Genomic DNA, 16638 nt, shown 5'->3' with positions numbered 1-16638 from the left:
AAAGTGACGCGACAGAGGGGCCGCTGGAGGCGGTCTTCTTCGTTAGAGGATCATAAACCAACCGATGGCGATGGAGCGAGCGATGGACCTGCGAAAGATAATCGTGACGAAGGAGATCATCTACTCGGACGGCGGACGGGGCGTCGCGCGGCCGATCACGCGCGTGGCTGCTGCGGCGGTCATCGGGAATCCCGATGCCGGACGCTTCAGCGAAGACCTGGCACCCATGTTCGACCTCGGCGCGGAGGTCGCGGAGCGGCTGATGCCCGCGCTGACCGCGCAACTGCCGGAACGCGCGGTCGCGTACGGCAAGGCGGCGATCGTCGGAGTGAACGGCGAGCTCGAGCACGCGGCCGCGGTACTCCACCCGAAAATGGGCAAACCGATACGCGCGGCGCTCGGCGGCGGCGAGGCCGTCATTCCGTCGACGAGCAAGGTGGCCGCCGCGGGCGCCGCGATCGATGTGCCGCTCGGACACAAGGACAACCCGTGGTCTTTCGACGAGATCGACACGATCACCGTGAGCGTCGCGGACGCTCCGCGCCCGGACGAGATCGTGGTGGTGGTCGCGCTGGCCGACGGCCCGCGTGCGCGTGCGCGCGTGGGCAAGGGACGCTCAGCCTGAACGCTCACTCGACGCGCGCATGCGAGTCGCGCACCACTTTGCTCCACTTGGCGATCTCGCTCTTCACGAAACGCTCGAATTGCGGCGCCGGCATGTCCATAGGCTGAGCCCCGAGGCTGGCAAGACGATCGCGCATCGCCGCGGAGCGGATGATCGAGCCGGCGTCGGTCGATACTTTCTGCACGACGGCGTGCGGCGTCTGCTTCGGCGCGCACAACCCGAACCACGAGGCGACGTCGTAGCCCGCAAGCCCTTTCTCCGCGATCGTGGGGAGGGACGACATGAGCGGCGAGCGCTTCGCGCTGGTGACGGCGAGCGCGCGCAGCCGCTCCGATTTGACGAAGGGCATCGCCGAAGGCATCAGCTCGAACATGATCGGCACTTCGCCCGCCGCGATCGCCGCGAGCGCCGGACCGCTGCCCTTGTACGGCACGTGCGTCAGCTGAACGCCGGCCATCGTCTTGTAGAGCTCCATCGCGAGATGCGTCGTGCTGCCGACGCTTCCGGATGCGTAGTTGATGTTGCCGTTGCGGCTTTTCACATAAGGCAGGAAATCGTCGTAAGTCTTCACCGGCACGGCGGGATGCACCAGCAGGAACAGCGGCACCTCGGCGATCGCGACGAGCGGCGCGAAATCCTTGACCGGATCGAACGCCACTTTCTTGTAGAGCGTCGGATTGATCGCCAGCACCGGCGCGTTGCACAGCAGGAGCGTGTGGCCGTCGGGCTCCGAGCGCGCCGCCATCTCGGTGGCGATGTTGCCGCCTGCGCCGCCCCGGTTGTCGACCACGACGTTGCCTTTCCACGATTCGCCCAGGCTCTGCGCCATGAGCCGCGCCATCAGGTCGGCCGTCCCGCCCGGCGGATAGGGCACGATCAGGCGCACCGCCCGCTGCGGGAAGTCAGCGGGGCCCGCAGCAGTCGCGGCGGTTACGAAAGCGAACAGGCTGACCAGAAAGACGACGAACCGGGCTGTGGTTTTCAAAGTGCGTTCCTGGGCTATGGCGCCGCCGCTATCTTACGCGCCGGCGGCTCGCGCGCTTCATGTTACCGCGGCCGATACCAGCATCGTCGCCCCCGGGAGCTTGCACGCGAGGATCGCCTGGCGCACCGCCTCGACCGCGCGCGGACGCGGGAAGCTGCGGCGCCATGCGAGCGCGACGCGGCGGCTCGGCACCGGCGCTGCGAAAGGCCGCACGGCGGTGAGCCGGGTATCCACGGTCTTGCCTTCCGCCGCGGTCGAGGGCAGCACCGTGATGCCCACGCCCGAAGCGACCATGTGACGGATCGTCTCGAGCGAGCTGCCTTCGAGGCTTTGCTGCATCGCGTCGCCGGTCGCGCGCTCCACGCCCGAGCACGTCTGCAGCACCTGGTCGCGGAAGCAGTTGCCGGTCGAGAGCAGCAGCAGGTTCTCGCGGCACAGATCGCTCGCGGGTATGCGCGCTTTCTTCGTCCACGGATGCGACGCGGGCATGAGCACGCGGAACGGCTCGTCGTACACCGGCTGCGTGCAGATGCCGGGCTCGGAAAACGGCAGCGAGATCGCGACCACGTCGAGCTCTCCGGTCTTGAGCAGCTCGGCGAGCCGCGCGGTGTAATTCTCCTGGATGAGCAGCGGCATGTTCGGCGCGCGCTTGTGCAGGATCGAGATGAGCTGCGGCATGAGGTACGGCCCGATCGTGTAGATCGCGCCGAAGCGCAGCGGCGTCGCGAGCTCGTCCTTGCCCTGCTGCGCGATGTGCTTGATGGTGCTCGCTTCCTCGATCACGCGCTGCGCCTGCTCGACGATGCGCGCGCCGATCGGCGTCACGGTCACCTCGGAGCCGCCGCGCTCGAACAGCGTCACCCCGAGCTCGTCCTCGAGCTTCTTCACCGCCACCGACAGGGTCGGCTGGCTGACGAACGATTTCTCGGCGGCGCGGCCGAAGTGGCGCTCGCGCGCGAGCGCGACGATGTAACGCAGCTCGGTGAGAGTCATTAAGAGCGTGAACGGGTGAACGGTGAATGAAAAGCGTGAACGAGTGAACGCGTGAACGGGTGAACGGGCAAGCCGTCATTCCCGCGAAGGCTTGCCCCCGAGTGCTTTAGTCGGGGGCGGGAATCCATTTCGATTTTCATATGTCGTATATCGCCTGAACGGGCCAGTGGTCCGACGGTGCCGAATCTTTCAGATAGAACCTGGGCACGCACGCGACGATCGGCCGCGCGTACTGGTTCGCGACGATCCAGTCGATCGTCTGGTTCATCACGAACTTGCCGGGCTCGACGTCCGCGGTCGGGTAACACTTGAACGTCGTGTCGGGCACCAGGCCGAGCACCGCGAAGCAGCTCGGATAACCTGCCTGGTGCAACAGCGTCGGCGCGCCGGCCGGATCGTTGAAATCGCCCATGAAGAACACCGGCTCGCGCGGCCCCGCGATGCGCTTCAGGGCTTTGAGGATGCGGTTCGTCTCGCCCACGCGCGGCGATTGTCCGGTCTCGAGCTCGCGCGCCGCGCGCTGATGCGAGAGGTGCGCGGTGGAGACGACGATCGTGCGATCCTCCGCCGCGAGACGTACCCAGAAGAGCCGCCGATGCTTCGAGTCGGCGATGTCGACTTCTTCCGCGCCGTGCTCGACCTTGTCGCACAGGCTCCGGCGCCACCAGATGTTGCTCTCGCGGTTCCAGCCGATGAGCCGGTCGTGCACGCGGTCGTGACCGGACAGCACCTCGTCGATGACGTCGCGCGTCGCGGGCATGAGCTCCTGCGTGCAGAGCACGTCCGGGCTGAAGAGCTCGAGGAACTTGCGCAGCGCCGGCTCCCGGTGCTTCCAGCGCTCGATGTTCCACAGGTTGTAGGTGATGATGTTGAGGCGCATCGTTATCGTTAAACGTTAAACGTTAAACGTGAAGCGTGAAACGTGAGGCGTGAAACGTGCGGGACGGCCTATCAGACGTTTCACATTTCACCTCAAAAATAAGCCGCCTTCGCACCCGGCGGCGGCGAGTACCTGAACGTGCCGCGTTTCAGTATCGCGTCGGTCCCGCCGTATTTCTCGATGTAGCGCCGCTGGTCTTCGCGTGCACGCGCATCGGCCGCCTCGGGATCGACGACGCTGCGCAGCCGAGCTTCGCACTCGCGCAGCACGGCCGCATGCGCCTCATCGCGCCCGAGGTCGTTCCGCTCGTGCGGATCGGCTTCGAGGTCGAAGAGCATCGGGGGCAGCGCGACGTAATGGATGTACTTGTACTTGCCGTGGCGGATCATGTACGACCCGGTCATCGCGCCCGCTGCGTGGTACTCCGACAGCACGGTGCGCTGCGGGACGTAGCCCTGCGCGATGTCGAGCAGCGAGTGGCCGGGCAGACCCACGTCGCGCTCGTCGGTGCGTGCGCCCAGCGCGTGCACGAAAGTCGGGAAGCCGTCGACGAGCGACACCGGCACGTCGCAGGCATTGCTCACCGGCACGTCCGGACCCGCCATGATCAGCGGGATGCCCGCGGATTCCTCGTACATCGTCGACTTGCCCCAGAGGCCGCGCGTGCCCAGATTGTCGCCGTGGTCGGTGGTGTAGACGACGCGCGTGTTTTCCATGAGACCGGTCTCTTCGAGCGCTTTGAGGATCGCGCCGACCTGCGCATCGAGGAACGTGACGAGGCCCATGTACGCCGCGATCGCGCGCCGCACCATCGGCGCGTCGAAAGGCTCGTCGAAGCACAGGCACTTCCGCATCGCATCGATGAACGGATGGCGCGGCCGCTCGTCCGCGCCGTACAGGTCCGGCCATGGCACCGAGTCTTCCGGATACATCGCGTAGTACTCCGGCGGCGCGATGAGCGGGAAGTGCGGCGAGACGAAGCCCACGTACAGCGCCCACGGCCGCTGCTGCGGTTGGGCAGCGGCGTTCTTCAGCCACTGCACCGTCGCGTCCGCGATCGCGCGGTCGTATTGCGTGTATTCCGAATCGCCCGGTCCCGCTTCGGGCCCGAGCTTCGCCGAGCCCGGCCGCCGCGGCAGCTCGTCGCGGATCAATCCGAGCAGGTCGCCGACGCCGTTGACGATGTGCAGCGGCAGTATCTCTTCGTCGAAGCCGTTGCGTTTGGGATCGGATTGCACGTAGTGCAGCTTGCCGATCGAGGTGACGCGATGGCCCTGCGCCATGAGGCGATGGCCCCACGTCGGTACGCGCCCGTCGTATGCGATCGCGTTGTCCCAGTAGCGGATGCGATGCACGTAGTCGCCGGTCGCGAAGCTCGCGCGCGCCGGCACGCAGATAGGACAGTTGGTGTAGGCGTTGGTGAATAGCGTGCCGCGCTGGGCGAGCGCGTCGAGGTTCGGCGTGCGTATCGACTCGTGTCCGTAACAGCCGAGCACGCGCTTGCTGTGCTCGTCGGACATGATCCAGAGGATGTTGGTAGGTTTCATTGGGTTACGTGCGCCACGAGATCGATTCGTCGGCGTCGCCTCCTCGCGATGACGCGAGCGGCGCTCGCGTCACTTGTACTTCTTGGTCATCAGATCGGAGACCGAGCTGCCGCCGTCGATGTCCTTCTTGCGCCTGGTGTCGCCCGCGTCGATCTTGCGGGCGACTTCAAGGAGTTCCGCCGCGCGCTCGCGCGGTACGACCGCGACGCCCGCTTCATCGGCGCACACGAGATCGCCGGGTTTGACCTGTATGTCGCACACCTGCACCACGCCGTTCACTTCGACGGTCTGCATGCGGTACTTGCCCGTGATCGGCGTGAAGCCGCGGCACCACACCGGCCAGCCCATGCCGCGATACTGCTCGGGGTCGCGGACGGTACCGTCTACTATTGCACCGACAAAGCCCTGGCGTCTCGCTATGGTTGCCGACTGGCCGCCCATGTTCGAGCAGCCCATGACGCCTTCGATCACCAGCACGTCGCCCGGCTCCGCGAGGTTGTGCGCTTCGCTTTCACCCTGGGTGTTGCTCTTGTCGAGCGCTGCGCGGTGGATCTGCGCGGTGCGCTGGATGTTGCGCACCGTGAGCGCCGGCCCGACGATGCGCGTGCCGTTGTTCACCGGCGGCAGGCGGAACGCGGGAATCACGCCGACGATGCCCAGCTCGTCCATCGCATCGGAAATCGTTCCGGTGAGATCGACGAGGGCCTTGTATCCCTCGATGATGTCCGCGGGCAGGCGAGGCAGCTCCAATAGGCGGATGGCCTCGCGCGGAAGCCTTCCAAGCGTCTGTTTCTCGGTCATAATAGTCCACTCGTTGTCGTTGTTTTGCGCGCTCGTCCTGCGAGCGGCGCGCAGGGTAGCTCCATGGGAAGGCGGCTCGAGCCTTCGGCCGCAAGAATAGAACACGTGGGGAGCAATTATGAAGAACGCAGCGCGTCCCATCCACAAGGCTGACGAAAGCGCGCGCGACGCAAGACCGGCTTTCCGGCTGCGTCCGATCGCGTACTGCGTCATGCTCGCGTGCTGCGACCTCGCGGTGGCGAACCCCAACGGCCCGCAGGTGATCAGCGGCAACGTCCAGTTCCAGGGACTCGGCACCGACCGCCTGAGCATCACCAACACCCCCGGCGCGATCATCAACTGGCAGGGCTTCTCGATCAACGCGGGGCAGCTCACCCAGTTCCTGCAGCAGAACGCCGCAAGCACCGTCCTCAACCGCGTCGTCGGCGGCAACATCTCGCAGATCCAGGGCCAGCTTTCGTCCAACGGCCGCGTGTTCCTCATCAATCCTGCCGGCATCGTCATCGGCGCGGGCGCGATGATCGACACCGCGGGCTTCGTCGGCTCGACGCTCAACATACTCGACGCCGATTTCCTCAAGGGCAAGCTCTCGTTCCAGGGGGATGGGAAGTCGGGCTCGATCGTCAACCAGGGATACATCAAGACCACGCACGGCGGCGACATCGTGCTCGTCGCGCCGAACATCGAGAACAGCGGGATCATCCAGGCCGACGGCAAGCTGCTGCTCGCCGCGGGCCAGAAGCTCACGATCGGCAGCCTCGATGCGAACGACGTGCAGTTCGAGGTGCAGGCGCCGAGCGACTCGGTCATCAACATCGGTCAGCTGATCGCCAACGGCGGCGCGGTCGGCGCGTTCGCCGGCACGCTGAAGCACACCGGCGACATCCGCGCGACGTCGATGTCGATGGAGGGCGGACGCGTCGTACTGAAATCGCAGGGCGACACCGTCGTCGCCGGCAATAGCACCATTACCGCGACCGGCGACAAGGGCGGCACGGTGCAGGTGCTCGGCGAGCGAGTCGCGGTCTACGAGAACGCGAAGATCGAGACTTCGGGCGAGCACGGCGGCGGCACGATCCTCATCGGCGGCGATTACCAGGGCAGGAATCCGGACGTCCAGAACGCCAAAGGGACGTTCATCGGCGGCGATACGATCATCGCCGCCAATGCGAAGCAAGACGGCGACGGCGGAAAGATCATCGTGTGGTCGGACGATTCGACGCGCGTCTACGGCAGCTTGAGCGCGGTCGGCGCGGGCGGCGGCAAAGGCGGCTTCGTCGAGACGTCGGGACACTACTTCCTCGACGTCGGCGGCCTCGGACCGGATGTCGGCGTGGGCGGTATGTGGCTCCTCGACCCGTTCAATATCACCGTCACCGCGGCGACCAACTCCAACAATACGAACTCGCCGAACTTCACCCCGACCGGCAACGATTCCCAGGTATCCGCGGCGGCGATCAATACGCGCCTCAGCAGCGGCAACAGCGTCACCCTCAATACCGCCGGCGCGGGCACACAAGCGGGCAACATCACCGTCAACGCGCCCATCACCAAGAGCAGCAGCAATACCAGCGTCACGTTGACGCTGACGGCGAACGGCTCGATCACGGTCAACTCGGCGATCACGAAGCCGTCGGCCGCGGGTAACAACGGCGATCTGAATGTCGTCATGAACGCCGGCGACGCCATTACCGTCAACGCACAGATCGTGACGCCGAGCCCGGTCACCATGACGGCCGGCACCGCTCCGGGCGCTACCGGCGGCATCACGCTGAACCATCAGATCAACGGCTCGACCGGCTCGAACGGGGATCCGGGCATGTCGTTCACGACCAACGTGGGCAACATCGTCATCAACACGCCGCCCGGCAGTATTTTCTCGCTGGCCGCCAATGGCGACACCGTCGGTAATCCGGTCCTTCTGAGCGCGCCGAGCGGGGCTCTCATCAACAATTCCACGGCCCCCGTCGTCATTCAGGATGCCGCGCTGACGGTGCAGACCGCCCAGGGCATGACGGGGAGCGCGGTGCCCACGCTGCAGACCGACAGTGTTCGGAGCGTCGCGGTGACCGCAGGCGCCGGCAATTTCGCGATGAACAACGCCGCCACTGCTCTCACGGTCAACGCGAGCAGCGCCGGCGCGGGTCGCAGCCTCACCTTCTCGGCCGCGGCCGGCCAGACCATCTCGACCGGTGGAGCCATCAGCGTCGGAAGCGGCGGCTCGGTCTCGCTCACCGGCGACACCCTCACGATCGGCCACGCCATCAGCGCCCCGAGCGGTACGGTCTCGTTGACCGGCGACAATCTGGTGCTCACCAACAGCATCACCGCCTCCGGCGGCGCGATCAACATTTCGTCGCGCACCCGCGACATCGCGCTGGGCGGGGTGGCCGGCGCCGGCGGTACGTTCGATATCAGCAACACCGAGATCGGTTTCCTGACGGCGGCCGGCGTCAGGATCAGGGGGATCAGCGGCCTCGCCACACAGGACATCGCGGTGACGGGGGCGGTCGCGGCGCCGGCATCCGTCGGTGCTCTCAGCCTCCAGACGGCGGGCACGATCACTCAGCCCGGTGCGGGGGCGACTCTCGCGGCGACCTCGCTCGAAGCGAGCGGCAGTACCGTCAACCTGCCGCTGGGCAACGCGGTGGCGACGATCGCCGGCGCAGCCAGCGGCGGCGGCGCCTTCACGTACAACAACGCCGGCGATGTGCAGGTCGGCAGCGTGCTCGATTTCACCGGCATCACGACGACCGGCAACGTCACGCTGAGCGCGTCCGCCGGGATCACCGGCACCGCCGCCGCTCGGGTCACCGGCAACAACGTCATCCTCGACAGCCAGACCGGCATCGGCACCAGCGTCGCTGCGCCCGTGAACGTCAACGCGGTCACGCTGGCGGCAGGGGCGCCGAAGAACGCCGGCGTGTTCGTGAGCGAGCTCAACAGCGTCACGCTCGATACGCTCGGCGGCGTCGTCAATGCCGGCCTGAACGTCTACGATCTGCGGGCCGGCGGATCGATCGTCGTCGCGGGTCCGGTCGGCGGCGCCGGCGCGCCGACGGTGCTCACATCGGGTGGAAGCATTACCGCCGGCGCGGCCGGCGCGGGCATCGTGAACGGGCAGACGATCGCCCTCGACAGCGCGACGGGCATCGGAGCTGCCGGAACGCGGCTCTCCGTCAACACCGCCACGCTCGCGGCGCGGTCGACGACGGGGAACAGCAGCGTGTTCCTCAGCTCGGGAGCGACGGCGGTCGCGCTCAACGACATCACGATCGCCAACCCGGGCGGCGGCACCACGACGATCCGCAACGGCGCCGCGGGCACCGGCGTCTACGACCTGCTGTCGACGAGCACCGTGACCGCCACGACCGCCGTCAACGCCGCCGCGTCGAATAACGGCAACACGACCATCAGCGGCACCGGCATCGTCGTCGGCGCGGACATCGGCAACGCGAACGCGACGACGCCGACGACTACCGCGCTGACCGTGACCACGGGCGGCATCACGGGCGGGGCCGGCACCGTCATCGGCAACACGGTCAACCTGCTCGCCTCGGCCTCGGCCATCGGTACGGCCGCGACGCGCGTGAAGACCTCCGCAGGGACGCTGTCGGCGCAGAGCCAGGACACCGGCATCGCGCGCAGCGTGTTCCTGCAGGAGAACGACGCCGTGTCGCTCACGACGAGCTCGGCCGCGCTGAGCGGGACTTTCGACCTCACCGCGGGCGGGCCGATCACGCTCATCGGCAACGTCACGACCAACGGGGCGGGCGCGGTCAATCTCGCGACCACCGGCAGTTCTTCGAACACCATCACGCAGACCGGCGGCGGAATCAGTACGGGTACGCTGACGCTCACGACGGCTGGCGCCAACGTCGACTTGCCCAGCGTCACGAACGCAGTGACGAACCTCGGCCTGACCTCGCTCGGCGCGGGCTCGCTCAATCTGCGCGACACCGGCGGCATCGCCTTCGCGGGGAACCTCAATGCCTCGGGCGGTGTGACCGTCAACACGACCGGCGCCGTGACCCAGACGGGCCCGATCACCGCCACCGGCGCGCTGACGGTGAGCTCGAACAACAACCTCATCACGCTCGGAACCGCGGGTAACGATTTCCAGGGCACGGTCTCGCTGAACAGCGGCGGCGGCACGATCACCGTGGTCGACACGAATGCGGTGTCGCTCGGCACGACGAACACCGGCGGTTCTCCGTTCAGCGTGACCGCGGGCGGTCCGATCACGCAGACCGGCGCGATCAGCGCGAGCACGGGCGCGTTCAATGCGAACGGCAACGCGATCACCCTCACGAACGGGAGCAACGACTTCACCGGCCCCGTGACCTTCACCAACAACACCGCAACCGTCAGCGATATTTCCATTACCGATGCGAACGCGCTCGCGTTCGGGATCGCGGGAGCCGGCGGTTACCGTAACTTCACCGCGAGGGCGCTCGGCGGCGCGCTGTCGGTGCCGGCGCTCACCACCTCCGGTGCGCAGACGTTCCAGGGCACCGGCGTCACGCTCAACGGCGATCTCACGACGACCAGCGGGTCGATCTCCATCACCGGCGCGACGACGCTCAGCGCCGACCGGATCATCACCGCCGGAAGCGCCGGCGACATCGCGTTCAACGGCACCGGCAGCACGATCAACGGTCCGGGCTTCAACCTCACCCTGAACAGCACCGGCACGACGACGCTCGGCGGCGCGGTCGGCGGCGCCGCGCCGGCAGTGCCGCTGCTGTCGCTCACGACGAACGCCGGCGGCTCGACCGTGATCGGCGGCGGCACGATCCGCACCAGCGGCGCGCAAACGTACGGCGATGCCGTCACCCTTGGCAGCGCGACGACGCTGACGAGCACCGGCAACAACGCGATTACGTTCGCGAACACGGGCTCCGTCAACGGCCCGAGCGCACTGACGATCGCGACGGGCGGCGCGACGGTGCTCAACGGTCCGATCGGCACCGGCACGCCCCTCGCGTCGCTCGCGACGGGCACCGGCCCGGTCACGATCGGCGGCGGTTTCGTCACGACCACCGCGGGGCAGACCTACTCGGGGGCGGTTACGCTGACTGCCGATACGACGCTCACCGGCACCAACCCGACGTTCACGTCGACGGTGGCCGGCGGCGGCAACAACCTCGCGCTCGACTTCTCCGGCCTGACGACCATCGGCGCGAACTTCAGCGGCATACGCAACCTGTCGACGGGCAACAACGGCACGACGAGCATCACGGGCAACATCAGCACGACCGGCACGCAAACGTACAACGACGCCGTCACGCTGGACGGATCGACGCCGCTCACGCTCACGAGCACTGGCGCCGGGACGAACGGCAACATCGCCTTCAACAACACGCTCAACGGCGGCGCGCTTCCCGTGGCACTCACGATCGTGAGCCCGGGCACGACCACGTTCGGGGGCACCGTCGGCGGCGTCACGCCGGTGACTTCGATCGCAACCGATGGACCGGGCTCGACGTCGCTCGCCGCGTCGATCACTACGGCAGGCGCGCAAAACTACGGCGACGAGATCACCGTCCCGACCGGGGTTACCACGACCCTCGCCAGCACCGGCGGGGGAGACATCGCGGTGGGCGCTACGCTGAACGGGCCGGGGGCGCTCGTCGCCAACACGGGCGGCCTCATTACCCTCCCGGCCGGGACGGGAGCCACCACGCCGCTCGCGTCGATCACGACCGGCGGTACGGGTACCACCTCGGTGACCGGCACGGTCACGACGGACGGCGCGCAGACCTACAACACTATCCTCTTCCTGCGTGGTCCCACCGACACCACGCTCGTGAGCAACAGCTCGGGCAACATCGTCCTGGGAGGCGCTGTCGATGGGGCGCAGGCGCTGACGGTGAGCACGGGCGGCATCACGCGGTTCGGTGCACCGGTAGGCGCGGTTGCGGGTGTGGTGCCCACTTCGCTCACCACCGATGGCGGCGGCACCACCGAGATCAACACCGCGACCGTAACGACCACCGGCCTGCAAGACTACGGTGACAACGTGACGCTGGGCGTGGCCAACACGACGCTCAACGCCGGCGCCGCGGCGATCACCTTCGGCGGCACGCTCAACGGCGCGTCGAACCTGACGCTCACCACGACGGGTAACAAGACCTTCGGCGGTCTGGTCGGGGGCGCGCCCGGAGGCGCGCTCACGAGCGTGACGAGCAACGGCGGCACGACGTTGGTCAACGGCGGCGTTACGACGACCGGCAATCAGACCTACGCCGGCGTGACCCTGATCGGCAACAGCACCTTCACCGGCGCCGTCGGCGATTTCGGCGGCACGATCACCGGCGGCGGTTTCGATCTCGCGCTCAATTTCAGCGGCGCGAGCACGCTCGATCCGGCGACGTTCAACGGCGTGAAGAATCTGTCGATCGGCGGCGGCGGCGCAACGACGATCAGCGGCACGATCTCGACGACCGGAACCCAGACCTACGACGACGCGCTGACCCTCGGCGGCGCGACGACTCTCGCGAGCGCCGCGCCTGGCGGCGACATCACGCTCAACAACACCGTGAACGGCCCGTTCGCGTTCACGGTCACGACGCCCGGCACGACGGCGATCAACGGTGGCTCGGTGACCACGACCGGCGCGCAGACGTATAACGGGGCCGTCGCTCTCGGCGCGGCTACGACGATTTCCGCCGGCACCGCGGCGGTGACGTTCGGCGGCACTCTCAATTCCGCGACGGCTACCGCGCGTGCGCTGACGATCGCCACGACGGGACCGACGACTTTCACGGGTGCCGTCGGCAACGCCAACCCGCTGGCTTCGCTCGACACTGCGGCGGGCACTACGGCCGTCAACGGCGGCGGCGTGACCACCACCGGCGCGCAGACCTACAACGGTCCCACCACCGTCGGCGCCAACACGCTGTTCGCGAGCAACGGCGGAGGCGCGATCTCGTTCGGCACGCTGAACGGCACTGCCGCCGGGCTCGACGTCACGGTGAATACGACGGGCGACACGATCTTCCGCTCGCCGGTCGGCGCAGGCGCCCCCGCACCGGGGTCGCTCGCTACCAATGCGGGCGGCAGGACGCTGATCAACGGCGGCGCGATCACCACGACGGGTGCGCAGTCGTACGGCGACACGGTCGTGCTCGGCGCGGCGACCACGTTCGATGCCGGCGCGGGTAACCTCACTTTCGGCTCGACGCTGAACGGCGCTTTCGACGTCAACCTGAACAGCACCGGCACGACGACGTTCTCCGCCACGGTCGGCTTGACGACGCCCCTGGCATCACTGACGACCAACGGCGGTGGCACGACTGCGGTCAATGGCGGTCCGATCAGCACGACCGGCGCGCAGACCTATAACGACGCGGTGACGCTGGGCGCCGATACGACGTTCACCAGCACCGCGGGCGGCGCAGTGACGTTCGGAGGAACCGTGCAGTCACCGGGCACGCCCCGGGCGCTCACCGTCAGTGCCGGCGGTGGGGCCGCGTTCGCAGGTGCGCTCGGCGGCGGCGGAGCGCCGCTCGCTTCATTCACCACCGGTGGCGCCACGACCGCCACGATCAACGGCGGCAGCGTGACGACCGTCGGTCCGCAATTTCTCAACGGGCCGGTGAACGTCGGAGCCGCCACGACCTTCTCCAGCACGGGCGGCGGCGCGATCGAGTTTGCGAGCACGCTGAACGGCGCGTTCGACGTGAACGTCAATACGACCGGTGGGACGATGTTTGCCGGCGCGGTGGGTGGGACGACGAATCTCGCCTCGCTGACGACCGACGGCGGCGGCACGACTCTGATCGCCGGCGGCGCGGTCACCACGACCGGTGCGCAGAGCTACAACGATGCCGTGACCCTGTTTTCGAACACCGTACTGAACGCGGGCGCGGGCAATCTCACGTTCGGCTCGACGCTCAACGGCGGCGTCACGCTCGATGCGAACAGCACCGGTACGACGACGTTCGCCGGCGCCGTCGGCGGGACGGCTCCGCTGACCAGCCTCACGACCAACGCCGGCGGAACGACGTCCATCACCGGCGGCTCCATCAGGACCACCGGCGCGCAGACCTACAACGATGCGGTGAACGCGGCCGCGGTCGCGCTGACGACGACGGGCGCCGGCGCCGGCATCACCGCAACCAACGCCGCAAACGATTTCACCGGCGTCACGTCGTTCAACACCGCAGGCGCCGGCAATGTCAGCGTCACCGACGCCAACGCGATCACGTTCGGATCGACGAGCGTGCCCGGCGGGACGCTGGCGGTCATCGCGCCCGGCGGCATCGCGCAGACCGCGCCGATCACGGCCAACACGCTGACGATCCAGACCACCAATGCGAACGCCACGCTGAACGGTGCGACCAATTCGATCGCCACTCTGGGCGCATCCGACCTCGGCACCGGCACGCTGAACCTGCTCAACGGCGGCGCGCTGAACGTGGCCGGTGTCGTGACCGCAGGTGGCGCAACACTCAATACCACCGGAGCGCTCACCGACAGCGCCGGCGCGCGGATCGTCACCGCCGGCAGCAACGGCGCGATCGCGCTGACGGGATCCACGATCGGCACCGCGGCGGCGCCTTTCAGCGTCAACGCGGGCACCGGCGCCGTGAACGCCACTTCCACCGTCGGCGGCGCATTTCTCGAGCAGTCCAGCGGAGACCTGCTGACCAGCCGCTACACGGTCAATGTCCCGACCGGCCAGAACATCGGGCTTGCGGCGAACGCCGGCGGAATCACCGTCGATGCGAGCGTGAACGCGCCGAACCGCAATCTCGCGCTCACCACGTTCACGGCCGGTAACACGATCGGCATCGGCAACGGCGTCACGGTCGATGCGGCGGGGCTGACGATCGACACCACCGCCGCGAGCGCGACCCTGAGCATCGCCAACAGCGACGTGACGCTGAATTCGCTGGTGACGACCGGCGCCAACGTCGCGACGACGATCAGCGGCACGTCCGTCGTGACCGCGAACGGTGCGACGACTTTCGGCGGACCGCTTTCGTGGTCCGGCACCGGCACGCTCGCAGGCACCGGCGGCGTCACTGCCGGCACGGTGAACATGGTCGGCGGCAGCCCGCACCTGGGCACGACACTGACGACGACGACGTATAACCAGGGGCCGGGCGGCCTCACCATCGACACCAACGGCGTGCTCAACCTCACCAACGCAGGCTCTGCCACGATCAACGGCACGCAACTCGTCAACAGCGGCCGGGTGAACGTCGGCGGGGCGGGCTCGGTCCTCCTACGCAACAACGGCTTCCTGATCAATGCCAACCTGCTCGACGTGCAAGGCGACGTGAGCTTCGACAGCGACACTCCGGCGAGCCCCGGCGTCCTGATCAACACCGCCGGCTCGACCTTGCAGAAGTCCGCGGGCGCCGGCACGAGCGCGATCGGCGCCACCGGCGCGCTCACGTTCACCAACGGCGGTGTCCTGAGCGCGCAAACCGGAACGATCGAGTACCGGCAGAACAGCAATACGTTCAACACGGGGACTCAGTTCACCGGCGCCGGCACGCACCTCATCACGGGCAACAGCAACTTCAACGGCACGGCCACGAACGCGGGGACGCTCACGGTCAACGGCGGCACCCAGACGATCGCCGGTTCGCTGGTGAACAGCGCCGGTGCGACGCTGAACCTCGGCGCCGGGGGAGGCAACATCGCCGGTACCGGCACGCTCTCGAACGCGGGCTCGCTGACTTCGGCAAGCGCGGGCACGCATACGATCGCCAGCGGCAGCTTTGCGAATACCGGCAGCGTCACGGTCAACTCGGGGGCGCTGGTCGTGAGCTCGAACGATGTGGATGGAACGAGGGCGTCCGGCGACACCGGATCGTACGTCGTGACAGGCGGGGCCAATCTCGCGTTCTCCGATTCGACGCGCGACTTCCTCGCGGGCTCGTCGATCGGCGGCGCGGGTAACGTGACCTTCGCGAGCACTGCGTCGAGCACGTTCAACGTGCGCGGGCCGTACAGTCCCGGCGGCACCTTCATCAGGGGCGCCACGACGACGGTGAACTTCTTCGGCCCGACGACCATGGCGGCGCTCGACATGAATGCCGGCGCCATGGGCATCGGCGCCGGCGGCGTGCTCACCCTCAACGGCGCCGGTACGACGAGCATTACCGGCGGAACGCTGACCAACTTCGGCGAGATCGACGTCACCGGCGGGACCGCGGCTCTGAACGGCGCATTCCCGACGAACAACGGGATCGTGCGCATCGGCGGCGGCGCGACGCTGGCGACGACCGCGAACCTGACCAACGCGAGCACCGGTTTCATCGGCGGTACGGGCACGCTCAACGTCGGCGCCGGCAACACCTTCATCAACAACGGCACGTTCTCGCCCGGCGCTTCGCCCGGCACGTTCACGATCACCGGCAACTACACCCAGGGTCCCGGCGGCACCATGGCGATCGAGCTCGGCGGGACCAATCCGGGCGTGACCTACGACCTCGTGAACGTGAGCGGAGTCGCCACGCTCGGTGGCACGCTGAACGTGGCGCTCGTCAACGGCTTTACCCCCGCGGGGAGCGACCGCTTCGATTTCATGACCTTCGCTTCACGCGTTGGCGATTTCTCGACGTTCGCCTTCCCCGCAGGCTCCGGGCTCATATCGCAGCCGGGTGCCACGACCTATGCGCTCGTCGGCACCTTGCTGCCCTTCGACATCTCGGGCGAGCTGCGGCGCCTCTACGACGACATGCAGCGCCTCGCGGCGGAGGACTCGGTCCAGGAGGTCAAGATCGTGAAGGGCGGCCGCCTGATCTGCGAGTGATCGCCGCCGGTTGAGCGGCCGATGTGGCCGGGC

At 67.7% G+C, this 16638-nt stretch carries 7 protein-coding genes; 2 read left to right on the top strand and 5 right to left on the bottom strand.

The genetic code is table 11. From position 1 onward, the window contains the following. Positions 1 to 82: 82 nt before the first annotated feature. On the top strand, positions 83 to 625 hold the full coding sequence (locus VHP37_18405; GenBank protein HEX2828332.1) for an amino acid synthesis family protein: 543 nt from the start codon (positions 83 to 85) through the stop codon (positions 623 to 625). 4 nt (positions 626 to 629) lie between these two features. Here VHP37_18405 and VHP37_18400 read toward each other — a convergent pair whose 3' ends face one another. From VHP37_18400 to VHP37_18380, 5 genes are all read right to left on the bottom strand, one after another. Then, positions 630 to 1610: a tripartite tricarboxylate transporter substrate binding protein gene (locus VHP37_18400; protein ID HEX2828331.1), complete on the bottom strand. Its 981-nt coding sequence runs from the start codon at positions 1608 to 1610 to the stop codon at positions 630 to 632. Between the two features lie 57 nt (positions 1611 to 1667). Then, on the bottom strand, positions 1668 to 2603 hold the full coding sequence (locus tag VHP37_18395; protein ID HEX2828330.1) for a hydrogen peroxide-inducible genes activator: 936 nt from the start codon (positions 2601 to 2603) through the stop codon (positions 1668 to 1670). A 136-nt stretch (positions 2604 to 2739) separates the two neighbouring features. Then, positions 2740 to 3483, bottom strand: coding sequence for an endonuclease/exonuclease/phosphatase family protein (locus VHP37_18390; GenBank protein ID HEX2828329.1), 744 nt, complete (start codon positions 3481 to 3483; stop codon positions 2740 to 2742). A 92-nt stretch (positions 3484 to 3575) separates the two neighbouring features. Further along, a complete protein-coding gene (locus VHP37_18385; protein ID HEX2828328.1) occupies positions 3576 to 5030 on the bottom strand; it encodes a sulfatase-like hydrolase/transferase in 1455 nt (484 codons plus the stop codon). 69 nt (positions 5031 to 5099) lie between these two features. Then, a complete protein-coding gene (locus VHP37_18380; GenBank protein HEX2828327.1) occupies positions 5100 to 5831 on the bottom strand; it encodes an RraA family protein in 732 nt (243 codons plus the stop codon). A gap of 118 nt (positions 5832 to 5949) precedes the next feature. Between VHP37_18380 and VHP37_18375 the strand changes: the two genes are divergently transcribed. Continuing rightward, on the top strand, positions 5950 to 16605 hold the full coding sequence (locus tag VHP37_18375) for a filamentous hemagglutinin N-terminal domain-containing protein (GenBank protein HEX2828326.1): 10656 nt from the start codon (positions 5950 to 5952) through the stop codon (positions 16603 to 16605). Positions 16606 to 16638: the final 33 nt, after the last annotated feature.

Source organism: Burkholderiales bacterium (genome assembly GCA_036262035.1).
Classification (GTDB): Bacteria; Pseudomonadota; Gammaproteobacteria; order Burkholderiales; family SG8-41; genus JAQGMV01.
This window is presented reverse-complemented; position numbering and strand designations above follow the sequence as displayed.